Annotated in this window: 20 protein-coding genes and 1 other RNA gene; 7 read left to right on the forward strand and 14 right to left on the reverse strand. The window is 36.0% G+C overall.

Features of this window, described 5'->3' with window-relative positions:
* Nucleotides 1-6: 6 nt before the first annotated feature.
* Both VXM77_RS08650 and rnpB read right to left on the reverse strand, forming a co-directional pair.
* On the reverse strand, nt 7-873 hold the full coding sequence (locus VXM77_RS08650) for a RodZ domain-containing protein (RefSeq protein WP_161832660.1): 867 nt from the start codon (nt 871-873) through the stop codon (nt 7-9).
* 257 nt (nt 874-1130) lie between these two features.
* An RNA gene (gene rnpB / locus VXM77_RS08655) (RNase P RNA component class B) lies at nt 1131-1509 on the reverse strand.
* A 158-nt stretch (nt 1510-1667) separates the two neighbouring features.
* On the opposite strand from rnpB, the gene recU reads away from it, so the two are divergent.
* Both recU and VXM77_RS08665 read left to right on the forward strand, forming a co-directional pair.
* Nucleotides 1668-2252, forward strand: coding sequence for a Holliday junction resolvase RecU (recU, locus tag VXM77_RS08660; RefSeq protein ID WP_161832659.1), 585 nt, complete (start codon nt 1668-1670; stop codon nt 2250-2252).
* A gap of 21 nt (nt 2253-2273) precedes the next feature.
* Entirely contained in the window at nt 2274-5327 is a 3054-nt protein-coding gene (locus VXM77_RS08665) for a PBP1A family penicillin-binding protein (RefSeq protein ID WP_161832658.1), read from the forward strand.
* A 39-nt stretch (nt 5328-5366) separates the two neighbouring features.
* Here the strand turns inward: VXM77_RS08665 and nth are convergent, their stop codons facing one another.
* From nth to dapB, 5 genes are all read right to left on the reverse strand, one after another.
* Complete coding sequence (gene nth, locus VXM77_RS08670) at nt 5367-6017, reverse strand: endonuclease III (protein ID WP_161832657.1); 651 nt, start codon at nt 6015-6017, stop codon at nt 5367-5369.
* 17 nt (nt 6018-6034) lie between these two features.
* Nucleotides 6035-6709 carry a DnaD domain protein gene (locus VXM77_RS08675; protein ID WP_262950435.1) on the reverse strand — a complete coding sequence of 225 codons (675 nt, stop codon included), beginning with the start codon at nt 6707-6709 and terminating at the stop codon, nt 6035-6037.
* 11 nt (nt 6710-6720) lie between these two features.
* Entirely contained in the window at nt 6721-7200 is a 480-nt protein-coding gene (locus VXM77_RS08680) for a hypothetical protein (protein ID WP_262950434.1), read from the reverse strand.
* Nucleotides 7190-8347 (reverse strand): CCA tRNA nucleotidyltransferase, encoded by a 1158-nt coding sequence (locus VXM77_RS08685; RefSeq protein ID WP_161832654.1) that lies wholly within the window; start codon nt 8345-8347, stop codon nt 7190-7192. The genes VXM77_RS08680 and VXM77_RS08685 overlap by 11 nt, the downstream gene beginning before the upstream one ends.
* Before the next feature lie 98 nt (nt 8348-8445).
* Entirely contained in the window at nt 8446-9156 is a 711-nt protein-coding gene (gene dapB / locus VXM77_RS08690) for a 4-hydroxy-tetrahydrodipicolinate reductase (RefSeq protein ID WP_161832653.1), read from the reverse strand.
* A 493-nt stretch (nt 9157-9649) separates the two neighbouring features.
* Here dapB and VXM77_RS08695 point away from each other — a divergent pair, with 493 nt between their 5' ends.
* Both VXM77_RS08695 and VXM77_RS08700 read left to right on the forward strand, forming a co-directional pair.
* On the forward strand, nt 9650-10522 hold the full coding sequence (locus tag VXM77_RS08695; protein WP_161832652.1) for a YitT family protein: 873 nt from the start codon (nt 9650-9652) through the stop codon (nt 10520-10522).
* A 26-nt stretch (nt 10523-10548) separates the two neighbouring features.
* A complete protein-coding gene (locus VXM77_RS08700) occupies nt 10549-10941 on the forward strand; it encodes a (deoxy)nucleoside triphosphate pyrophosphohydrolase (RefSeq protein ID WP_161832651.1) in 393 nt (130 codons plus the stop codon).
* Between the two features lie 390 nt (nt 10942-11331).
* Here the strand turns inward: VXM77_RS08700 and VXM77_RS08705 are convergent, their stop codons facing one another.
* The 4 genes from VXM77_RS08705 to VXM77_RS08720 form a co-directional block, all read right to left on the reverse strand.
* Nucleotides 11332-13575 carry a DUF3427 domain-containing protein gene (locus tag VXM77_RS08705; protein WP_338507432.1) on the reverse strand — a complete coding sequence of 748 codons (2244 nt, stop codon included), beginning with the start codon at nt 13573-13575 and terminating at the stop codon, nt 11332-11334.
* Nucleotides 13576-14017: 442 nt separating this feature from the next.
* A complete protein-coding gene (locus VXM77_RS08710; protein WP_338506050.1) occupies nt 14018-14260 on the reverse strand; it encodes a DUF2922 domain-containing protein in 243 nt (80 codons plus the stop codon).
* Between the two features lie 21 nt (nt 14261-14281).
* Entirely contained in the window at nt 14282-14488 is a 207-nt protein-coding gene (locus VXM77_RS08715) for a DUF1659 domain-containing protein (RefSeq protein WP_338506051.1), read from the reverse strand.
* Nucleotides 14489-14805: 317 nt separating this feature from the next.
* On the reverse strand, nt 14806-15012 hold the full coding sequence (locus tag VXM77_RS08720; RefSeq protein WP_338506053.1) for a hypothetical protein: 207 nt from the start codon (nt 15010-15012) through the stop codon (nt 14806-14808).
* Between the two features lie 850 nt (nt 15013-15862).
* Here VXM77_RS08720 and VXM77_RS08725 point away from each other — a divergent pair.
* The gene (locus VXM77_RS08725; RefSeq protein ID WP_338506055.1) at nt 15863-16063 is read left to right on the forward strand and encodes a hypothetical protein; all 201 of its coding nucleotides are present in this window, start codon (nt 15863-15865) and stop codon (nt 16061-16063) included.
* 127 nt (nt 16064-16190) lie between these two features.
* On the opposite strand, the gene VXM77_RS08730 is transcribed toward VXM77_RS08725, so the two are convergent.
* Both VXM77_RS08730 and VXM77_RS08735 read right to left on the reverse strand, forming a co-directional pair.
* Nucleotides 16191-16997: a hypothetical protein gene (locus VXM77_RS08730; RefSeq protein WP_338506057.1), complete on the reverse strand. Its 807-nt coding sequence runs from the start codon at nt 16995-16997 to the stop codon at nt 16191-16193.
* Between the two features lie 214 nt (nt 16998-17211).
* Nucleotides 17212-17991, reverse strand: a complete 780-nt coding sequence (locus tag VXM77_RS08735; RefSeq protein WP_338506060.1) for an HNH endonuclease — start codon at nt 17989-17991, stop codon at nt 17212-17214.
* Between the two features lie 838 nt (nt 17992-18829).
* Here VXM77_RS08735 and VXM77_RS08740 point away from each other — a divergent pair.
* Complete coding sequence (locus tag VXM77_RS08740; protein WP_338506061.1) at nt 18830-19150, forward strand: hypothetical protein; 321 nt, start codon at nt 18830-18832, stop codon at nt 19148-19150.
* Between the two features lie 459 nt (nt 19151-19609).
* Nucleotides 19610-21169 carry a hypothetical protein gene (locus VXM77_RS08745; RefSeq protein WP_338506063.1) on the forward strand — a complete coding sequence of 520 codons (1560 nt, stop codon included), beginning with the start codon at nt 19610-19612 and terminating at the stop codon, nt 21167-21169.
* A gap of 326 nt (nt 21170-21495) precedes the next feature.
* Here the strand turns inward: VXM77_RS08745 and VXM77_RS08750 are convergent, their stop codons facing one another.
* A complete protein-coding gene (locus VXM77_RS08750) occupies nt 21496-24084 on the reverse strand; it encodes a Spaf_1101 family AAA-like ATPase (protein ID WP_338506064.1) in 2589 nt (862 codons plus the stop codon).
* Nucleotides 24085-24458: the final 374 nt, after the last annotated feature.

A 24458-nucleotide genomic window follows, 5' to 3' on the forward strand; every position in this document is an offset into this window, starting at 1 on the left:
TCACACCTACTCAGTTTTCAGATTAATTTTTATATATTGATGCGGACTTGATGGTTGAAATTCAAGCGGTTGATTATCAACTAAAACACGAACTGCTGTTGCATCCCCGACATTCAGTTCTAACGTTCCAAACTGATCATTCGTTACTTTATGCTCAAATACTCCGCCCGCTTGATACGTTTCCCCTGGAATTAGATTCTGCGTTCCTAGCGTCATACTCAACCAACAAGATGCGGTAAATTCTAACTTTAAATCTACCTCAGTTTTTTTGGTTGTCACATCAAAAACAAGTTCTTTATTTTGTTGAGAAATTAATTTTATATCCACCGTTTCATTCACAACAGGTTCCTCAGCCTTAGGAGCTTCATCCTGTTTTGATGGTTTCTCTTCACTGAGATCTTTATCTTCCTTCTTCTCAGCCTCAAGTAACGTTGAAGAATTTGGATTATTAATTACAATATTTTTATCCTCTTTCGGCTCTGCACTTTTAACCATATCAACGACATAAAAAATGCCTAGCCCGATGACTAAAATACCGCAAATAACCCCCGCAATCCGTCCTAGGTTTTGATTTCTTCTTTCAACCTGTTGCTTATGAATTTTTACCTCAACCTCTTTTTGAATTTGATTTCCGTAAAATTGTTGATACAACTCCCCAACATTCAACGATAAATATGTTGCATACTTTTTAATATACATTTTCAAATAAAACGAATCAAATCGTTCAAAATCACCTTGCTCAATACTTTTTAAATGCTGAATTGGAACACCAATTTTAGCAGATACTTCTTCTAGGTCAAGGTTTTGATTTTGTCGTTGTTCTCGCAAATAATCAGCTAATTGTTGATTGCTTTCTTTATTTGAAAAATCCATCTTGGCACCTCCCACAAACATCCTTTTATAAGCAAACTAAACTAATAATAGCATACCTATATTTAATAAAAAAGTAAATATAGGTATTTTTTTGTAAAGAATGGTTTATTTTCTCTATCCAACAGTTCATCAGATGACCCTGTTTAAACTTTAATCCTTTTCATAGGTTTAGTTAAATTCATCGATTCATACATAAACCCTCTATTTTATTAATAAAAAAAACACAACTAATTGTTGTGCTTTTTACATGAATAGCAATCTATAAGCCATGTTCTGTACCGTTGTACTCAAGCGGATGCCTCCTCGTACTCAGGCGGTAATTATCTGTCTGTAAAGTTTTCACTTTACCTCCCATATGCATTCATTTCTGCTTTAGGAGTGCCCCTACCAAATTTGGGTTTCTCGCTCGTGGGGTTTACCCGTTCCACTTCGTTTGTTTCCAAACGACATCGTCACTGTGGCACTTTTAAAGGTAATAATACCCTATCTAAAGACTTAGGTACGTTCCCAGCCGTCAGTTAATGATTAACTGCCCTAACTTATTGTTTCGTTAGGCACGAACACTACAATCATCTCAGATTGTGCGAGCATGGACTTTCCTCACCATCCAAAAGGACAGCGCAATTACCCAATTGCTATGTAACATTCATTATGTCAAAAACAGACGAAATTGTCAAATGTAAAAATAATACAATACGTCTATAAATTGTATGAATTAAACATGAAATCTGATTAAAGATTAGCTTTTTTACCTATTATTTGATAAGATATAGAGTTAGGAGGTGTATAATTCTGTGGTAAATTATCCTCATAAAAAGAAACCAACACTTAAGAGTACGAGCGAAAAAACAATTTCATTTGGAAAGCGCGGAATGTCTTTTGAAGATGATTTAACAAAATCAAATGAACATTATTTGGCAGCCAATAAGGCGGTTATTCATAAAAAGCCGACTCCTGTTCAAATTGTTAAAGTTCATTACCCTAAACGTGCAGCAGCTGTCATTACAGAGGCATACTTTAGAACGCCCTCTACAACAGACTTCAATGGAGTCTTTAAAGGGAAATACATTGATTTTGAAGCCAAGGAAACTTTAAACGCTACTCTCTTTCCTTTACAGAATTTACACGAGCATCAAGTAAATCATATGATGGCCGTCAATAAAAATGGGGGGATAACTTTTTTACTCGTAAAATTTGCAAAATTTAATGAAATTTATCTACTACCGTGTGAAAACCTTGCAACGTTTTGGCAAGAATATAAATTAGGTAGTAGACGTTCTATTTCTCGGAAAGAATTTGCGCAATATGGAACGATGATTCCTGAAGGAGCTTTTCCACGAATTGATTACTTAAAAGTAGTTGAAGAACTTTTCTTATAATACTATAAGGTGGTGACTTAGATGAAGAAAAACAAAGGTAAATTTTCCTTCACCCTGCTCCAAGCAATTGGGACTGTATTTAAATCCTTTATATTAGTGGGGCTGCTAGGGGGAATTGCTGCCATGATGATCGGGAGTTTTATTCTCATAAAAACAATTGAGACAGCTCCTGAACTCGATGTATCAAAAATTTATGCAACAGAATCAACAATCATTTATGATAAGGATGGAAATATTATCGATGAGCTCGGAATCCAAAAGCGTGAATGGGTTTCCTACCAAGATATCTCTCCTGTGTTAATTGATGCAATTATTGCAACAGAGGATTCAAAATTCTATGAGCATTCAGGTGCCGATTGGCAACGTTTCCTAGTCGCCCTCATCGGAAACCTTCAATCGGGTGATTTTGATCAAGGTGCAAGTACATTAACACAACAGCTAATTAAGCAAACACACTTAACAAGTGAAAAAAGTATTGATCGTAAAATCAAAGAATTATACCTAGCTATTAAAATTGAAAAACAACTAACAAAAGAACAAATCATTGAAGCCTATTTAAATTATTCACCTTTCGGGGGTGGAATCAATGGGATTCAAAAAGCGGCAGAATACTATTTTGGGACAACAGCAAATGATTTAACCCTTTCTCAAGCCGCAACATTGGCAGGGCTTGTACAGGCACCTGAAAATTACCGTCCTGACCGCTATGCCGATTCGGCAGAAAAACGTCGCGATATCGTTTTAAAATTAATGGTTAAGCACGGTTATATCACAAAAGACTTAGCAAATCTCGCTGCTGCTGAACCGATTACTGATATGCTCGTTTATCATAAATCAGATGAATTCGATAATACGAAGTATCAGTCATTCATTGATGCCGTCTTAAATGAAATCGAAAACAAATATGATTTAGACCCTTACTCTGGTCTTCAAATCTACACGACTTTAGACCCTGAGGCGCAATCACTTGTTTACGATATCCAAAACTCTAACAAGTATGTTGATTGGTCGGCAACTGGATTAGCTAAGTCAACAGATGTTCAATCAGGAATTGTTTTTATGGATACCCAAACCGGACAAGTTCGTGCGATTGGTGGTGGCGTTAATGAAGAAGGCGTAGAGCGTGGAGTTAACTTTGCGACACAATTAAAACGTCAACCGGGTTCAACCGCTAAACCCATCTTCGCATATGGACCGGCGATCGAATATTTAAAATGGGGATCTGGGACAACACTTGATGATGAATTATATACCTATCAAGATGGAAGTGGACGTATTGTCCATAACTATAACCATGAATATCAAGGGCGTATGACAATCCGTTATGCCCTTAACAAATCATTAAACGTTCCTGCCGTAAAAGCCTTTAATGCTGTAGGAGCAAAAGATGTTCAAGCCTTTGCTGAAAACTTAGGATTTGAGTTTAACGATGAAGAAACATTATATGAATCAATGGCCATCGGTGGAGCTTCAACAGGATACTCGCCTCTTCAAATGGCAGCGGCCTATGCAACATTTGGAAATGGTGGAATCTATAACGAGCCGATTACAGTTGAAAAAATTATTACAAATGATGGAACTGTCATTAAGGCAGACCAAGAATCTCATCGTGCAATCAGTGAGGAAACAGCCTATTTACTAACAGATATGCTACATACCGTTATGACTGAGGGAACAGGAACAACAGCTAATGTCGGTAGCATGTACTTATCTGGAAAAACAGGAACAACAAACCTTGATCCATCTGAACGTTCAAAATATGGATATCCTGACAATGCCATTCGCGATTCATGGTTTGTTGGTTATTCTAATTACTATACTGCCGCTATTTGGACAGGATTTAATGAAAATAAAGACGGATACATTACACAATCCTCACAATCTAAACCATGGTATGTCTTCAACACATTGATGAAGTACTTAAATCCTGCAGGATATGAGGAACCTAAGCGTCCAAGCAGCATTCAATCCCATTCAATCGAGCAAGAAAGTGGTGATAAAGACGGTGAAGTACAATCGCCATCGAAATTTACACCAAGTCAATATATTTCATCTGAGTTATTTATTAAAGGACATGGACCTAAGGGAACATCTACTCGTTTCCAACAATTAAGTACCCCTAAAAACTTTGCAGGTTCTTATACAGGTTCAGCTCTTCAGTTTTCATGGGACCATATCAAAGGATATACACTTTCAACCTCTGAAATCACTTCTCAGATTGCTAACGCCGCAAGTTTAGCAACAAAGGCAACGAATATTAGTCAGATGCCTAAATTAAATCCAACCGAATCTGAACTGCGCATGATGCTAAAACAAATTCAGATTATCGGAGCAACAGTTTATGATGTTTATGCACGAGATTACGCTGGTAGTGAAGTCTTACTAGGTTCAACCACAAGTAATGCCTTAACAATTGATAATGTTTCAATTGGTGATATGGCACGCTACAAGGATTTCTACATTCGTGCACGTTACGAAAATTCAGGTGCCCTAACAAGTGAAAACTCTAATTCTATTACAATCAACTGTGAAAATTGCTCAAAACCTGTGACCATCCCTAATATGAAAGGTTGGACAAAACAACAAGTTGAAGAATGGGCATCAACAAATGGAGTTAATGTTTCTTACTCGGAAACAGCATCAAATGAAGTAGATGCCGGTCTTGTTCTTTCAACCTCTCCGGCAACAGGTACAATTTTCCCAGGTGAAACATTAAGTGTTGTCATCGCGTCGGCTCAATTAGTTGTACCAAACTTTAAAAATGAGTCTGATTTCATTAGTCAGTATCAAGCGTGGGCTTCATTAAATTCAGTCAATGTCTCAATTAAAGAAGAATTCCATGCAACATTACCAAAAGGAGCTTATATTGGTTCAAATCCTGGAATTGGATCGGCTATTTCCCCAGGTTCAACCTTAACCATTACTATTTCAAAAGGACCTAAAGGCAATGATTCAACAACGCCGCCACCAAGTACTGGACCTGACCAATCACCCGATCAGTCACCTGATGACCTTCCAGATGATGAGAACTCAGGCATTCTAGGATTTCCTGAAAATGATGACTCAACAGACTAATTAAATAAAATAAAAAGGATTCCTTTCATGGAGTCCTTTTTATTTTGCCTTCTTTATTAATTTCTTCCCTTCCTTACAATTTGTAAAGAGTGGGCAGGTTTCACATTTAGGATTTTTGGCCGTACAATGATATCTGCCAAAGAAGATCATTAAATGGTGTGACTTAGACCAACGATCCTCTTTAATTAACTTCATCAATTTATGTTCCACCTCTAATACCGTATCATCCGCTTTGGCGAATCCCAATCGCTTTGATACCCGTTCCACATGTGTATCCACCGCTATTCGTGGAACATTAAAACCAACAGATAGTACAACATTAGCCGTCTTTCTCCCCACACCCGGTAACTTTACCAACTCTTCAAATATATGCGGGACAACGCCTTGATATTCCTCAATTAACAAACGACATAACGCCTGAATATTTTTTGCTTTACTTCGATAAAGCCCAATCGTCCTTAAATCCTGTTCAAGCTCTTCAAGCGTCACCTCTAAATAATCTTCAGGTGTCTTATATTTTTGAAATAATTGCGCCGTTAGTTTATTTACACTTTTATCCGTCGTTTGAGCTGATAGTAACACAGCAAGGACCAATTCAAATTCATTCGTAAAATTCAACTCACAATGGGCATCTGGAAATAATTCTTCCATCACATCTATCATTTCTGCTGCTTTTTTCTTCGATACCATAATGTACTCCTTTAGCTTTACTCGTTCATCCAATCATAATAAAAATTGGGATCAACAGAAACCGTTTGAGTTTCTGTCGTCATCGATGATTGCTTACGTTGACGAAAGGCGATTAATTGTCGTTTAGCCTCTTCTACTGTTTTAATATTTTTTTTCTTCCAATCCAGCAAAATTTTATCAATATAACGGATTGATTTAATTTGATAAGAATTCATTTCCCGAATAGCTAGCTTAATTAACTCCGGGTCAAAATTATCCTCTGTCATCCAAAGATGAATGGTTTCAATGTCTAACGGGCTTAAAATCCCAAACTCCTGTTCAATCATACTAAAAATTTCTTCACGTTGGGTAGATGTAGCTTGCGTCTTTTGTTGTCTTAATAACGTCTCTATCTTTTCAAACAGAGGGGCAATCGAGTATTCCTCAAACCGCTTCCCTCGCTCATCCATTTTACTACTCACTGTAATATACTGTCTTTCAACAAGATTAATAAATAACACCGAGCAATTTGCCTCATCAATCGTCATATGTGTTGAAATATCACTAAACGTCCAGCCCGAAGGATTTGTTTTTAGTAAGCGAGCGAGCAACACTAACAACACATACTCCTGCTCGTTCAATCCTAATTCTTTATAAGTTGTTAATAATAACGTATTAAAATCAAGTAAATTATCTTTCCATAATCCGTACACCACAACCGCTCCTATTTCGCCTTAAATTGTAATAATACCTCTGATGTTTTCGCATCTAAAATGACATAAAAATCACCTTTATCATTCGTCACAAGAACTTCATAAATCGGTGTCTCACCATAAACACCTAAATAGTAATGTTTAATCACACCCTGATCGATAACATTCGCTACTTTTTCCTCTACTTGCTTTTTCGTCATTAAATCCTTCGTCTCACAGCTTAACTTAACGGTATTATCTTTAATAAAATAATAATAATCCTTACCTGATGTCAACTGAACCTTCGCGACATAATACTGCTCTTCGCCGTTATATTGCGATATTTCTAATACCTTTTTAACTTCCGGTAGCTTAGATAAGGACTCCTGATAGGTCAGTAACTGTTTATCATATTGTAAAACATACGAAGCAAACGAAATCACACCTATCGCAAGCAAAACAACAATTAAAAGGACAGCTCTTTTTAACCACTTATTTTTTTTATTCATCATCAGCTTCCTCCATCTCATTCTTTATATACTGAATTAACGTTTCTTTCTCATTTTTCAATTGATTCATTACAACTAAATACTCTATTTTCCTTAATAGTTCCTGAATCCACGGTCCCTTCGGACGCTGAATCACCTCAGCAATCACCTTTCCACTAATCAACAATTCGCGGCGATCACTAATCGGTAAATCAACCACCTGATACGGAACGTTTTCCTGATGGATAAATAATTTCATTTGATGGTAAAACCTTGCCCACTCTTCCCCATATAAATAAGTAAAATAAGTAGGGTCTACCTCCTGATTCAGGGCATGACATAATACCTCAATACATTTGCGTTCTACCCGTGAAAAAGGCCAGGCCGCTAAATATTCAGCTAAATTATCGCATGTTAATCCAGCCAATGCAAACAATATAATAGGATGTGTGATTGCTTCATAGCAACGTTGTCGATATTTATTTAAGCCATTAAAAAACGGGATGACTGACATTAAATCCATTTCATAGGCATCATTCATCGCCTTTTGAAAAAAGTCCCCTTTCACCATGCCTTCTAGTTCCTTTTTAACTCTTTCCATGGAAATCTGTTGTAATAATTCTTTCGTTTCAATCATTGCAGCTAATGTTTCAGCTTCTAATGAAAAACCAAGCTTAGAAACAAAGCGTATTCCACGTAAAATTCTTAAAGGGTCCTCTTGAAACCGCTCAGTTGGTTTCCCTACGCAGACAATTAACGATTTTTCAAGATCCTCTCGCCCTCCAATGGGATCTAGGAGCTGACCTTCTCGGTCCATCGCAATGGCATTAATCGTGAAGTCGCGACGTCTCAAATCCTCATCTAATGAGCGAGTAAAACGCACTTCCTTCGGACGGCGATAATCAATATAGTGGCTTTCCACTCGGAACGTTGTGACCTCAACGGGGATCTTCCCGATCATCACTGTGACTGTCCCATGTTGCAAGCCAGTTGCTATTGTTTTATCAAATAATGACATGACCGTATCAGGCGTGGCAGAGGTCGTAATATCAACATCGTAGATTGGACGTCCGATTAACCGATCCCGAACCATTCCTCCAACAAAATAGGCCTCATATCCCGCCCCATTCAACGTTTCTAAAACACTCGTACCAGCTGCTAACAAGTCCATGACACACACTCCATCTCAAATTTATACTCTTCTTATTATACTGAAGATTAAAGCTTATAATCAACTTTTTATCATAAAAAAACCTTCGCTCGGAAGGTTTAATCTAATAAATGTTGTAATCCATAAACAAGTTCGTCCAATTCACCAACTTTACGAATAGCTAAAATAATTCCCTTTTCAAATGAATGACGACTATTCGACTGATGAATCAACTCAAGCGTTTGATATTCATCACTTACCAAAACTTGATGTTTTGCCAAGACACCAGGCATACGTACACTATGAACATGCGTAGAAGCTAATTTACGTTTTAATGCACAATCAAGGGTATTTGCAATGTAGGTTGCCGTTCCTGAAGGCTGATCCTTCTTATTCACATGATGATACTCCACAATCTCAAAGTTATCAAAGTAATGCGAACAAATCTCCGTAAATTTATTAATTAAAATCGCACCGACAGAAAAGTTAGGCGCAATAACCCCCCTTCCACCATACTCCTTCGCCACTTCTTTCAAATAATCTACATCTTCTTTGTTAAAGCCCGTCGTTCCGATAACAATAGATTTTCCAGCCTTTAACATCTTTTCTGCCGCTTCCTTTGCAAAGGTATAAACCGTAAAATCAATATAAACATCAAAATCCACCTCTGCAAGGACCTTATCTATATCGTTATAAATAGGGGTTTCCCCTTCTAGACACTCCACTTCACTCACACCGGCAACTAACGTAATATCTTCCTCAACTTTCAATGCCTCAACGAGAAAACTTCCCATTCTTCCCTCTAATCCACCGACAACAACTCTTTTCATCTTATCACTCCTTTATTTGCCTATTTTATTGTATTGCAAATCATAAAAAGTGTGATAACTTCACCTATTGTTAAGAAAAAATATTAATTCCCGTATAAAACTTTGTGCCACATCCAAAGGATAAGCTGACTAAAATAAAGCGCACCTCCTATTCGCCACTCAATACACAACCTCGCCGTAAACCAAAGAATTATTCAACACTAGATGGGCTTACTACAATCCCCTTACTAACACGAGACCACACATTTATCTGCTTAAAAACGAAGTTCATTTCACCGAACTTTGCCCTCTTTTTTAAACTTAACTTCTGCAACCCCTCCCGGCTGTTGTAGCCAACATAAGGTCCTTTATCTTTAAGGTCTATTTGGCCATATCACGTCTATTCGTCAAAAAATTGTCAAATTCCTTGACCTAAAAATCACGATAATTGTATATTTTAGAAAATTTTGCTATAATAATCATTAAATTATTCATTCAAGGAGGGGTCGCTCACATGTCATTCAAACTCTTAAAACAACTATTTTTTATTACGATTGGAACTGCACTCATGGCATTAGGAGTCGTTAATTTCGCCATTGTCAATCAAATGGCCGAAGGGGGATTTACTGGAATTACAATTATTCTTTATCATTTATTTGGAATTAGTACTGGAGTTAGCAATCTTCTACTAAATATTCCAATGCTCATTATTGGCTACCGTCAATTTACAAAACGTGGTTTTTGGTTAACCATTTATGGAACATGTATGCTCTCTCTCTTCTTAAGCCTATTTGAATCATTAGGGCATATTATTCCCCCACTACCCAACGATATGATTATCGCCTCAATAGGAATGGGGGTTCTAATTGGGACAGGGCTTGGCATTATTTTTAACGCTGGGGGAACCACGGGAGGAGTCGATATTATAGCCAAAATTATAAAAGATAAATTAGGGATTCCAATGGCGCGCACGATGTTTACCTTTGACGCTATTGTCATCGGGATTTCATTAGTTATCTTTCTATCATTTACCAACGCTATTTATACCATTCTTGGGCTTTATATCGCCTCAAAAATTATCGAACGCTTTCAAGAAGGATTTCAAGCGGGACATAAAGTCCTCATTATCTCAGATGCCTACCAAGATATTGCCGATGCCATCCATCAAAAAATGTCTCGAGGAGCTACTTTTATTCATGGAATGGGTTCTTACAATAAAACCGAAAAAACAATTATTTTAACAATTATTAATAAGCGTGAGCTCAATTCACTCAAAGAAATAATTTATACCATTGATCCTCAGGCCTTTGTGAGTGTGAGCCATGTTTATGAAACACTTGGAGAAGGATTTACCTTCGATGCCAATGGATTGCCTTACCTTGACTAATCATGCATAAGAGGAGCTGATAACCGTTGAAAAAAACTATACCTGTCGTCGCTGCCATTATCAAAAATGAACATAACCAGATTTTGTGCGCCCTTCGTTCACCTCAAATGTCACTCCCAAACTATTGGGAATTTCCGGGCGGTAAAGTTGAACCGGGTGAAACCTTTAATGAAGCCATTCGTCGTGAAATCTTAGAAGAATTAAATTGCGTGATTGAACCCTTACAGTTAAGAGACAACTATTTCCATGAGTATGAGAATTTGATTGTTCATTTCATAACGATCGATTGCCAATTAATTTCGGGAACCCCTATCGCCAAAGAACACGCTAAACTCATGTGGGTAGACGTCGATCAACTCGAAAAACTCCGTTGGGCACCTGCCGATATTCCGGCCGTAAAACGACTTTTAAACAATTAAATGAAAAGACTCTATTTCGAATAAATCGAATAGAGTCTTTTCATTTAGCCCATCGCTTACACTCTCCATCATTTTCATTGGAAACTCTCTCTATTTTTCTCAAAAAATGTAGAAGGATGCTTGAAAATGGTGGAAAATATGCTATAATAAAATCAATCCAAGGAGAAATCTAACCCCCCCCTAAATAATAGATTTTTCTCTGTTTTCTTATATCATCAAACTAATTTACAAAAAACTAGATGCCTTCCATAAGAAGGACGTCTAGTTTTTTTACATACCTACAAAAGCCGTTTTATTTATCCATCACTAGCCTCGTTTTTTGGAATCACCCAAAATAACTGAGGCTAGCAACGTTAATTTTTCATGAGCCCTCCATCCTCTCTATTTCATTTAATAACTAAGTTCGCGATAGAGTTGTGGTGGAATTTCATGTTCCAATTCTAGTTGAAGAGTAATTGGATTATTTCCACTTGCTGACAGGGTATTGGCTTTTCCTAAATAAATATACGGCTGAACATCGCCATCAAGTTTTTTAAATTTTCTTACAAATAAATGCAGGTGAATCTGACGCTCTACATTTTTAATTAAATTTTGTCCTTGCGGAGACTCCTGGGTTGTTTTATTTGGAGATTGCCACTGAAATGTCCGAGATGACGTCAGACAATCATCATAATTAATGCTTTCCTTAATATCTTTTTCTTTATGCAACTCAACAAATAAAAAGAAATTATTCTTATACGTCAACAAGCCGCTCCCACGAAAGGCACTATGTTTCTTATTATAATTAGCCACCTTAGCAACCTCCCGCATAGAATACGTTTCATACAGCTTTAAAAAAGGGTCCCCATAATCAGCGGTTGAAAATTCTTCCTGGTAACGAACAAGACCATAGGTCAACACATCATCTAAGTAAGTTTTAAAATGCGGAACTGATCGTAATTGATTAAAAACGGGTAAGGTCACTAATGTCCCACCTATCCAATCAAATGTTTGAACATATTGAGCCTGATCACTCAGATCATAATAGGTTTGTCCGAGGCATTCAAGGGCATGAGTGACACTTGTTGGTGAAACAGAATCCACATATTTTAAAATTTCCCGTGTTGCTAGTTCCTGGTTTAATGTCATCACTTCCCGGTGATTTAACAAATATTTCATGAGAATAAACTCATAAGGTCTCTTTAATGGCAGTTGAGATGACCACTCCTTTAAAACCTTTACAAAAGTGTCGTGACTTAGTACAGATTCTAAGAATAAATCCTTCTCTACCTGATAAATAAACTGTAAATATGTCTTAGATTTTTTGACAAAAGCTAACGGATCGGGGGCTCCCTCACACCCTAAATAATCACATAACATGTACGGAATCTGCCCGCGTTTCATCCGCTTAAACTCGGCATATGCTTCTTTGAGGTACATCATCGAATTAAATTTTTCGTTCTCTAGTTGACTAAGGATTTGCTCTTTAGAAATTGCGTCTAAAGTGACAAAACTATCTCCTAAATGTCCCGCAAAGTTAGTCGCCACAGCTACTTTTAAACTATCCTTATCATAAAAACGATCTCCACTAAGTGCAATTGCCATTAAAAAGGACTTTTTATGATTTCCAATAAAATCAAGAACCGTTAAAAATTCTTTATCTTCATTTTTCCGCAGTCCCCTTCCCAACTGTTGAATAAAAATAATCGGAGATTGCGTTGGGCGAAGCATTAACACCGTATTAATGCTCGGAATATCGATTCCCTCGTTAAAAATATCTACTGTGAAAATCATTTCAAGAGGATCCTCATCGCAAGCTAGGCGATTCATCATCACCTGGCGCTCTTTCGGAGAATGATTCCCCGTTAAACAGACACTCGGAACTGATGCTTCATTAAATTTCTTCGTCATATACTCAGCATGTTCAATACTTGCGCAAAAACCAATTCCCTTACGATAGCGACCATCATGCCCGTATAAATCCATCTGCTCTAAAATAAAAGAAACACGTTCATTTACTTTTAAACGTTTAGTTAATTCGTGAATTTGGTCTGCCTTAATATTACTCAAATCAACACCGTCGATATCACGAATCCCAAAATAGTGAAAGGGTACAATTAAACGTTGCTCAAGCGCATCACGAAGTCGTACTTCTAACGCGACGTGCCCATCAAAACAATCAAAAATATTAAAATCGTCACATCGTTCGGGCGTTGCTGTCATCCCTAATAAAAACTTTGGCGTAAAGTAATTTAACAACTGCTGATAAGTTTCTCCCCCGATATGGTGAGCCTCATCAACAATCAAATAATCAAAAGAATCCCTTGCATAATTTTTAAAATGCCGGGACATTGTTTGGACAGTAGAAAATAAGTAATCCGCCTCTACCTCCTTAACATTGGAGGTATAAATCCCCATTTTCTTACCCGTTTTACCTAGCACATATTCAAACGTCTCCTTTGCCCGATATAAAATATCTTCACGATGAACAAGAAATAACATTCGATTTGGATTCACTTGCGCCACATCAAACGCCGACATATACGTTTTACCTGCTCCTGTAGCGATACCTCCTGAAAACCTAAAAGATAAATTCCGTGCAAAAAGAAAAAACCAGTGAGGTAGCGGGTTGCTACTTGACTGGTTTTTTAAGATAAATCATCCCAATGATGAACGTTTAAAAAGTTGGCCCTTTTCATTTTTATTATATCATATTTTAATCAACGTTTCTTTTTATTTTTCAAATTAAAAGCAGTCCCCATTCATTGACGACTGCTTTTTATAATAATGTGATATATGATAGATGTGTTGCCTAACGGCTTATTTATTCTAACACAATTAGGCACACTGGACTACCCTTTTTAAGTACCAAAAAAAGCCACTCCTTTCGAAGTGACTTTCTTCCTCTACGCAATCTAGTTTCGGGTTACAAAATCTCGTAGGAGATTTAACCCACACCCCTCAACTTTTTATACAATCTAGCTTGGAGTGACAGTCTTTCTTTCAAGTCTTCCCAGGTCACAAAATCCACTTCATGAATTTTGACCCTGGGTTACGACGTGTACGAAAGCCTAACCATCACCCCAAGCCTTTTAGACTAAACTAAAGTAATATCTTCAACTGTTTTAGTTGTGAGATATGCGCCATCAATTTTGGCGAACTTTAAGTTCGGATCTAGTTCATTCAAGACTAACACGTTGCTGTCGATGACGTGATTCATGAAATCTAAAATCTTGTCATTCGTTAAGTTCGCAGTTGGATTGTTCACCTCGATGCTACGCGTCTTATTTTCTGTGTCCTTAAATTTACAAGTAAGTGTGTATGTTTCTTCCATAGCCATTTTTCATTTCCCCCTTAATTATTAAAGCATACGGTAGTCAGCGACTATATTTTTCGTGTTCGCTCCTGATGATAAAGCGACATACTTTTGTGCAAACTCTGTTAACTCCTCGTCTGTTGTGTCTAATCGGACGTTAGAGAACGTCTTCGCCTTGATAACATCCTTCCCATCATCATCAAGCCCCACGTTCAAATAAATTGATAATCGGCGATCATAAATATCATTCATACTATTTCCCCACTTTCATTATTGTTTAGGAGACTTTATCCCCTATAATTCAATTATATTCCCATTTACACTTTCAAAAAAGTCACGTTCTGACAAAATACTTCTTCCATTGTAAATACTTTCATGTTATAATTTAATCATCCCAAATTTAATATATATAACTCCCAATACCAGACATCCTCTCCCAAATTTGATGTCTGGTTTTTTTTATCCTTAAATAAAAAGATAGGGATTGATATACGATCCCCTATCTTCCCACTTAACAAGCCCACCTTCTAATGGTGGGCACCAAATAAATCAAAAATATGCGTGATTCATTACAACCAAATTAATGTTATACCCCAAATAATCAAAAAATAACAAAAGAAAACAAATCTCTCAAACTGAATCCGACTGCACTTTTTAAAATACCAGTTATCTGGAATTACTTCCAGTGTGATAATGGTTAATCCATAGGCTATCATGGTAATTACTAAATTCATCGCTAAACATACATCTAAAATAAGTTTTGATAAATCTTCCATCAAAATTCCTCCTATATTTTTCCCCTTTTAGGGACTACAAAAATACCATAGATAAAAGTCGTTATTTTCTCATAAAGTATTAAGATACTTCTTGACGTTTGGAGAAGCACTTTTTCATTCACTTCATCTCCCTTTTATCAGTTACATAAATAATATAGAAAGCAGTTAGTATTTTCTCATAAAAAAAAGCAAGGTTCGTCGTACTTTTTCAGTACCCTGACCTTGCTTTTTTCATTTTATCAATCATCACCCTCGAATAACCATTGAACATATAATTGAAATAAATAGGCTTACATCAAAATTAAATACGGAAATTTGTTTACTTTTGTAAAATTTTGTATTATTATACTTAATAAATTTTACCAAAAGGAGCGAAAACCATGATATCTGATCGATCACTTATCATTCTCTGTTTCTTTATAGGTGGATTTTGCCACCGCATCTATAAAGAAAAACATAAAAAAAATTACCAACGCACCCTCGAAAAACTAAACAAAGCATCCCCCAACTCCACGAACGAAAAACTATTCCTGAACTATTTACATGAACAATGCCGATTACAAGAAAGCAACCAACTTAACTATCTTTTCATTCTCATTCTCGTCCTCGTCATCATCAGCTATTAACACTAGCGATTTAACAGGACCCTCCAAGGAAAACTACACATGAAATGGTAGAGCCAACCAAGGGTATATATCGGGGATTGTATTAAATATAAAATAGAAATAGAATGTATGACATGGTTACAGGAAGGGTCATTAGTTCAAATAAATATACAGTAAAAAAACCTATGTATGGAGAATATGCATGGTTGAAATATTAAAAATATTTTAAGAATAGGAGATAAAGTATGATAATTTTTTGTAATCTAATTGGAATTTTTATTTCTTTGTATCTTGTTTTTGATACGGAATTTTTGAATCATCATGGATATGATTTATCCGTAGATGGAATTGTAGTAGCTAGAGCGTTATTTATTATTTTTGCATTATATTGCCTTAATAATATTGGACAATTATATGAAAATATGTCACAAAAAAATAATGAATAATACCACTCAAAAGCTGAGAAACTTTTAAAAAATACGATAAAAAAACAATTCCCCTCAACTATTGAGGGGATTTTCTTTTCCCGCTTTTGGAAGACATTCCTCTTAAGTAAAAAATATTAACGGTCAATTAAACGAGCTCACCTTCTAATATTACTGATGAAAAGTTTGTTTCACCACCAAATCGATACGCTGCTACGTTAGCCGTCGGGAGTTTCTCTAAGTATTTTTTCAATCTGATAGCAGAAGGTTTAAACATCGCATAAGTTAACCCTCCTGACACAACACTTCCAATAACAGGAACCACATTTCCAACGTACTTCGCAAAAAGCTGTTTATTGATTGTCACACCTAAAGTTCCAGCCACCTTTTTTACAATGGGATAGATTGTTCCTTTTGTTAATGCCTTATTCGCTATCGTTGCTTCCAATTTGTTTGCGGTAACACCCGCTATCTTAACGACCGCACCCGATGCGACTCTCACACCAAACATAACTCCAATAAACAACGTTAACTGGTTTAAAGTTTCATCATCATAATTTCCTTGAGCATCGCATAAATCCGTCCACCCATATAAATAAATTAACTTATAAAGCACGCGTAATACATGACCAAAGTACTGAGCAACATCCGCTGGGGCAGTCCCTAACGCGGCTAACCCACCGGGAATTCCCGCTGCCGCTGATAAAGCAGTGACCCGAGTTGTTTCACTAGCAATACAAGCCTGTGCAATTTCTTCAATTTGATCGACGGTAATCCCAGCATAAGCTGGATTTTTCTTGATAGCTAAATTAACTGTTTCCCTAGGAAACCTTTTAGATAATTCTCTTTCTAAAAATTCATCCCGATTGATTTTGACATAAGGTAAATCAAGTGCCGATTTTAAAACCGCAAAAAATTTAGTTTCATTTGATTTTATGGCTAAAGGATTAGACATCTGAACACCCTCCTATAATCTTGATAAAAATGCTATAACGAACTCATTTCCTTCCCCCAACCTAATCTAAATACTAACCATTCCTCCATTACCACCTTTACATATTTCCCCAAAACATAAACTTTTATACAATTAAACCAAAAAATCCAGTTTTATAACAAATCTCATAAGAAAAAGGCTAATGATGTGTGAACATGATTAGCCTATCATACGTCTACTTTCTAATTCGTAGTATTTGCTTTAATTCTTGAACAGTATACGGTTTTTTTCTTCTGTGAATGATTGCATGACAATTTGGACAAACCGGGATTAAGTCCTTTTGATAATTCACCAAATATTCTTCCTTGACTTCTGATATTGGAACAATATGGTGAACATGAATAAATCCCCTTCCTGCATCTCCATACACTTCTTCAAAATCAAACCCACAAATCTTACAATGGCATCCATGAAATTCAATACACTTCTCTCTTGCCTCAACACTCCGCTCATATCTATTAAGTTGAACCTCAACACTATTTCCTTCGTAATAATTATCCTCTTCAATCACATCCAATTTATCATCCAGAGTATCCTGCGCAAAATATTTCTCAATATATTCACCTAATTGAAGTTTATCATTCTGACACTTTACTGCACCTTGTGGTGCTTTTTTTAAACCTTGCTTCAGTAGAGATTCTAGCCCTAAATCGTCACATTCCAAAAACTTAATTAATTGTAACCTTACATATCGACGTGATTTCCTTTTCTCTTTCTCCCGTTCATCAACTGGTACTTTCCAAAAAGTAAAATCATCAATTGTATCCTCGTACAGGAGATCTACTGCTAAAACTTTCGTTTTAAACATAATTTTTTGATAAGGCGCCGAAGCATAAATAAACACCGTATCCCCTACAGCATACCGGTTATTTTGCCGCCAATCTATCGTTTTCAAACTAGAAAAGGCACTTATCGCATCATAATAATTTAAATCACATGGAATAATCCACTGCACTGTCCTCACTCCCCATTCTAACCGATACCTACTATTATAACTAACAGTCACCATATTAACAATCAATCCCATACATCGTTGAGGGGATTTTTCTCTCTACTGGAAGGCACCTTCCTTCAACACAAAAACTAACCAACAAGCCCACACGCCCCTACCACGTAGAGCGTCTACGGATTGATGATTAGTTCGGTTCTTCCTTGTAGCGGGATAAATCAAATAAGAAAAGGCTAATGATGCGAATGCATGATTAGCCTATCCCTATTAAATTCCCGCTTCCAGTTTAGCGATTTAACCAATCCTCCCAAAGAGCCTATTGGCGACGTGATGGAATGGTTAAAATTCGCTTGTTTGGATTGGAAGAAATAGACTATGTTTATAGATTAAAGTTTCCCTGTTTAACACCCCCATCTGAGTAAGCAATAGCACCACTGTCTGATAGATCTTGTGTCCACCTTTATTAAGGACCACTTTGATACAAAGTCCCCCTTTCCAAAAATATCTTCCTATAACACAAAATGAATAGATCGCCCTGCGTTCTATTCATCCCCTATTAAAACCAATCCCCTCAACTGTTGCGGTTCCCCGCTCAACTATTGAGGGGATTTATCTCTGTCTCTATTAACATAAAAACTAACCAACAATCCCACACGCCCCTACCACGTAGGGCGTCTATGGATTGTTGGTTAGTTCGGTTCTTAGTTGTAGCGGGATAAATCAAATAAGAAAAGGCTAATGATGTGTAACCATGATTAGCCTATCCATATAAATATTTGAGTCCTTCTTAGTTTTAGAAACGTTTTTACTGCAATACATTATACTACAGGGAGGTGAATGTAATATGACTGAATTATTTAATTATAATTTTAATGATGGTACAGTTAAGATTTATAACAACAGAGTAGAAATTTTAAAAAGTGGTAAGGCACTTTCTTTAGATGAATACAGTGGCCGATTAATTATTTACCTTAAAAACTTATCCTCAATAAAAATGAAAAAACCTACTGTAACAACTGGATACATTGAGTTTAATTATGCAGGGAATCCCTCAACAAAAAAACAAAATGATTTATTAGAGTTAGATAACGTGCTACTGATTGGTAAAGGTCAAGAAGAAATATTTGCTACTGCATTAATTAACCTAATTAACGATTTAGTCTGAATTCTACTTATTCCAGTTTAGCGATCTAACAAGGCCACCTCTGAGGAAAACGATAGTTTGACACTGGTGGGATTGTTAGAAGTCGTTTGTTGGAGTTAGAAGAAATCGACTAGGTTTATAGATTAAAGTTTCCTTGTTTAACAAAACCATCTGAGTAAGCAATAGCACCACTGTCTGATAGATCTTGTGGCATAGCTTGAAGCGGGACATTCTTTAAATAAAATTATCTTGCTTCTATGAATAACTTTTACTCTCTTTACCAATAACAATAATGTAAGTAATTTGCTTACACCCCCTAAAATATTTTAATTACAAAACTCTTCCTAAATTTCTTATATTATAGAAAACGTTCATCCCCCTGAACGTTTTTTTTATTAGAAAATCAAAAATATTGACTCCTTCAAGTCATCGCTTTTCACTATATTTCATTATATAATGTCTGATATTGGAGGAGATTTTATGAAACAGACGACATTGTATACGGCACACGAATTAATTCATGCCTTGAAAATAAAAGATTTTGATTTATATATGATCGTTGCGATTGGAAGTCATGCGTACTTGCATCAAGAAATCGCAACGCTTTACGAAACGGATACAAAGAAATACTATCAACTTTTCAAAGAAAGCGAGTATTACAACCATCCCTATCTTCTAAGCCTTTGTGCCGCTAACTACCGAGGGATTCAACAATTTAGCGGGATTTACCTCGATGAGGTAAAGAATGGCCACTCTCACCAAACCCTAAGACTAATCAAAAAGGGATATAAATTCCTTTATCATTCGATTGTTCATCATCCCGTCATTGACATCCTTCACCTCAGGGATAACATGCTTAACCAGATTGCTAAAAGTGGACTGGATTCCACCCTGTCTTCCTTTAGTTACTTTACGATTATCCTCTATTTGTGTCGCCTAACCCAAACCAAAATCAACTGTACTCCCTACGCCCTAGGCGTGCTCAAAACCTCTTTTCATCTCATTAACCAAGAGGTCCCCCTGCCATCTGACTCAGACGATGACACCCATCATTTTATGGCCCGCTACGCTCACCTTGGTCTCAAGAAAAAGACATTTAAACTTCCCCTCACTCACTTTATCAGCGCCATTGGTCACACCCACGCAACCGAGGCCCTCAAACAAAATCCATCCCTTAAAACCGCCCCCGAACAGCTAAACACCATCGCCTTTTCAAACGACCTCGCCCGTGGAATCAATACAACTGCCCACTTGCTCGCTCATCACAACATTAACATCATTGACCTAGAAAACATCACCCCTGTAACCCATGCCTCTTTAACCCAACTCCTCGCCCTAACGAGCTACGTCAAAGCGACCTTCCAATCCCCGCAACCTTTTGAAGAACTCCTCGGAACTCACCTCTTACTCGACGCCCTCATCCGGGATTACACCGCCATTAAAAATAACTACCTCGTAAATGACTATGAAGAAAACCTCATTGAATTAAACACACTCAAGGCTGACTATTCGGCTAAAATAGACCAATTAAACACCCAGGAACAAACACTCTTGGATAATATCGCCACCCTCAAACAACAACTTAAAAACATAGAAGAAGAGAACACGTCCCTCCTAAAAAAACTAAACCGAGCTGATAACACCGTCCAATCCCTTCAACAACAAATAAAAAACCTTCAACAAGAAAACCATTCCCTCCAAGCACGATTCACCCGCAAACAAGAAGAAGATCAACCCGATACCAAGACGATGACCGACTACTTGATGGCCCACCCATGCTTTCTCATCGGTGGCCATCCAACCTGGCAACACGCCCTCAAACAACAACTCCCAACCTGGCACTTCGTTTCTGTTGAGGATCTCAACAAAAACCTCAGCCACCTCAAAAAATCAGATACCCTCTTCTTCAATGACGCCTATAACTCCCATGCCATGTACCAAAAAATCAAACAAACCGGCGCCACCCTCCACTACTGCGGCAACACCACCAATCTTGAACTCACCCTTAAACATCTCTATGAACAACTAAAAAACAACTGATTCCCCTACATGGAACCAGTTGTTTTTTGCTATATATCCCGCTACAATAAAGGTATCTTTATTAATCCCCCCAAAAAATATCCCGGTACCGATGCCCACACATATGCTAGTATATAGTCGGCATGAGTGGATTGATATTTGTGGGGCCATATTGTACATAGAAATGGGATAAGAAAAGGCTAATGATGTCAATGATCTAGCGACATGTCAAGCCTATTTTTATTACTTTCTTTTGGGGAGAAACAGATTTAGGCCTATACAATATACCAAGATAATTATAATTATCTAAGCCTTGTTTCATATCCCTACTGCTGCATAGATTTCAATTAATAAATTTTTTTGAAATCTATATTCTCCCTATATATTTTCACCTTATTTTGAAAGGCTTCAACCCCTCCTTCGAGAATATTTATAACTCTACGATTTATTTCCTTATTTTTAGAGTATCCGTTTTTCTCCATCCATGCTCGTGCATTATCAGACTGCAGAATGATAACATTTTCACAACCTGAATTAATAAGAATCGTGGAATTATGAGTGGCAATTATGATTTGGCGAGAATTTTTTATACTTCTAAAATCTTTTACTAGGTTACGATAAATATATTGATTATCTAGATTGTCCTCAGGTTGGTCTATAATTAAGGGACTTAAATCATTTGTGAATTTACTGTATTCTAAAATAAAAGAAATCATAGCAACAACTTTTTGTCCCATCGAAACTTCATCTATGGGCTTAAATAATAATCCCAAATTTTGAGTAGATTCTTTATTATTAATATTAAAATCTAACCCAAACGACTCTACGTCTTTTAGGTATTTTCTTAAAAAGTTGCAGATTAGTATTTCACCATTACATATTTTGTTTTTTAATGCATCAAAAAAATCGGTAATATTGTCTTGATTCAGTTTCACCAAATCACGGTTAATATTCGCAATACTTTCATCCATGCAATATTTTTCTATTTCTACTCGATTAATCAATGATTTATAGTCTCGTTTATAAAATCTCAATGCTACGTCAATGGGATTTGTCTGGGATGATAAATCTTCTATTAATCCCATTACACTCTCATTCGTTATATTATACTTACAGAACGGTTTGTTAAAATCCTCTGAATATATACCTAGTATACCTTTCCAACTAAATGAAAATTCATTCATTTTCTTTTGCCTATAGGTAATTCTAATCTTATTATTTTGACTTTCATTAAAGGGAAGTATTACTTTGTCAACCTCTTTTTTTCTTTTAGACAATGCTTCTTTTAACCCCTTATACTTCTTCTCAATCCATTTCCACGTTCTTCCTGAAGTTGAAAGTGATACTCCCTTATTTAATTCAGAATTTTTATTCAATAAATCTAAAATAAACTCGACTGTTTCTGATTGATTACCGGCTATATTTACTAAATGATTTACTGAAAACTTTCGTGTGAACATCTCATCTAATAATTTCTTAACTTGAGTAATTTCCTTAATTTTACCATTCTCATATTGGAAAATTTGTATTCTATCTTGAATCACTGTTTTCCTTTGCGTTCTCTCATTTTCTTTATCAATATATCCTCCACCATTAGCAGGAAAACACTTTCTAATAAATTCTTTATCGTTATCATCACCACCACCACTATGAAACATAATATAATAATCCCGTCCTTTATGAGAATACAATAAACAAATAGTTCCTTGTTTAATTATATATTCTAACGTTTTTTTATTTTCAACAATTTGGGACGCTAAAAATTCAATAATATTTAACATAGTGCTTTTCCCTGTACCACGTCCACCTATCAAAGCATTCATATTTTCTGAAAAGGGAATAATCATTCCTTCACCACTTTGACCTTTATAAAAGCATTTGTTATCAATATATAAACTCTTTATATACGACGATATTTCGGTCGGTTTTTCATGCGAAATAGAGGTCTGAAAATCATTTAAAGCATCATACATCATGTGGTAATCCAACCGTTGCCCTTTTATCCAAAAACTTCTACCCCCAACTTCCTCCAATAAATGCGAATCTTCGTCAATAATATAATTAAAATATTTGTTCACAAAAGGACGTATATTTTTATTTTGAATCTTTGCCTTCTTTTTCGCTATCTCTTTATAGTTATTTTTTCCCTCTTCAATTTCTTCATCTTTAACAGATACTCCAAAAAAATGATTATATTCTAACTTAAATAAATGTTCCTTATATGCTCCGTTAACATGCCCCTCATTAAAAAGTGGTAATGAATTCAAATGGGCTATATAGCCCATCCCTCCTATTTTATTTATTTTTTTCAAAACCTCTATGCTATTTAAAAATGTCCCATCGTTATCTGACATTATACATTCATCAATCCATTCTTGTAATGGATGAATATGAATTTTTTCATTAAAAATTCCAACAACATGACATTTATCAGAACAGGAAATTTCAATACCTAGAATAACCTCTGTACAAACTTTATAACAACCTTTAAATTGCTCATATAACATCGTTATAGATTTTACCAATTTGTGATAACCTAAAATTGTATTGTGATCAGTTAGCACTACTAGCTCAATATCCTTAATCATCAGTTCATGAGCCAACAAAAAAAAAGCTAATAATTCTAATCTTGACTCATAATTATCTTTTGCTAAAGAATCTAAGTGGTCTTTAGAAATTAGATTCAAAGGTAATTTTTTCTCCCCAGCAATTTTAAGTAAATCTCTCTCCGATAACTCTCTCCAATTTTTTACTCCATCAATAAGCTTATAATCATGAGAAACTGGCGAATGCATATGAAAAATACATTTATGAAATCTCGCTATATTCTTTTTCCTCTTTTTCTCTTTTTCAATCATCATAGAAACAATACGTTCTGAATCTACCATTTTTTGTTTATTTTCATCCATAGCCGAAGTAATACGATTTGAACCCATCTTTTATCGACCTCACTTTCAAAAAAACTATTTTTTCGAGATAATTATACACGACAACAAAACTACAAACAAACGTTTACCTATTCTTTAATCTTATCCCCCATATTGGTTCTTAATTTTTGAAAATATTTTTTCAATTAAACTGCTGTTCAAATGACACAGAAAATAGCTAATTTTAAAACTTAAATTAACTGTTTTAATAGAAAGAAATTGTCAAGTGCCATTTCTGATGAAGAATCATTCTTTATATTAGAAATATAAACGTAATCAAATTTGAGTTTGAGAACTTTCCACCAAAGGCTACTCTAAAAAATAATATCTTTCATTAAACAACTGCTTCCAGTACACGGAACCAGTTGTTTTTTATTTAAGAG

This window comes from Turicibacter sp. KK003 (assembly GCF_037014675.1).
GTDB lineage: Bacteria > Bacillota_I > Bacilli_A > MOL361 > Turicibacteraceae > Turicibacter > Turicibacter faecis.

Excerpts from the sequence above, each read along its gene's own strand:
- VXM77_RS08650 (WP_161832660.1), bottom strand. The coding sequence starts at position 873 with ATGGATTTTTCAAATAAAGAAAGCAATCAACAATTAGCTGATTATTTG.
- VXM77_RS08710 (WP_338506050.1), bottom strand. The coding sequence starts at position 14,260 with ATGGCTATGGAAGAAACATACACACTTACTTGTAAATTTAAGGACACA.
- VXM77_RS08750 (WP_338506064.1), bottom strand. The coding sequence starts at position 24,084 with ATGGGTTCAAATCGTATTACTTCGGCTATGGATGAAAATAAACAAAAA.
- VXM77_RS08745 (WP_338506063.1), top strand. The coding sequence starts at position 19,610 with ATGAAACAGACGACATTGTATACGGCACACGAATTAATTCATGCCTTG.
- VXM77_RS08685 (WP_161832654.1), bottom strand. The coding sequence starts at position 8,347 with ATGGACTTGTTAGCAGCTGGTACGAGTGTTTTAGAAACGTTGAATGGG.
- VXM77_RS08665 (WP_161832658.1), top strand. The coding sequence starts at position 2,274 with ATGAAGAAAAACAAAGGTAAATTTTCCTTCACCCTGCTCCAAGCAATT.
- nth (WP_161832657.1), bottom strand. The coding sequence starts at position 6,017 with ATGGTATCGAAGAAAAAAGCAGCAGAAATGATAGATGTGATGGAAGAA.
- dapB (WP_161832653.1), bottom strand. The coding sequence starts at position 9,156 with ATGAAAAGAGTTGTTGTCGGTGGATTAGAGGGAAGAATGGGAAGTTTT.
- VXM77_RS08695 (WP_161832652.1), top strand. The coding sequence starts at position 9,650 with ATGTCATTCAAACTCTTAAAACAACTATTTTTTATTACGATTGGAACT.
- VXM77_RS08680 (WP_262950434.1), bottom strand. The coding sequence starts at position 7,200 with ATGATGAATAAAAAAAATAAGTGGTTAAAAAGAGCTGTCCTTTTAATT.
- VXM77_RS08725 (WP_338506055.1), top strand. The coding sequence starts at position 15,863 with ATGATAATTTTTTGTAATCTAATTGGAATTTTTATTTCTTTGTATCTT.
- VXM77_RS08730 (WP_338506057.1), bottom strand. The coding sequence starts at position 16,997 with ATGTCTAATCCTTTAGCCATAAAATCAAATGAAACTAAATTTTTTGCG.
- VXM77_RS08740 (WP_338506061.1), top strand. The coding sequence starts at position 18,830 with ATGACTGAATTATTTAATTATAATTTTAATGATGGTACAGTTAAGATT.
- VXM77_RS08720 (WP_338506053.1), bottom strand. The coding sequence starts at position 15,012 with ATGGAAGATTTATCAAAACTTATTTTAGATGTATGTTTAGCGATGAAT.
- VXM77_RS08715 (WP_338506051.1), bottom strand. The coding sequence starts at position 14,488 with ATGAATGATATTTATGATCGCCGATTATCAATTTATTTGAACGTGGGG.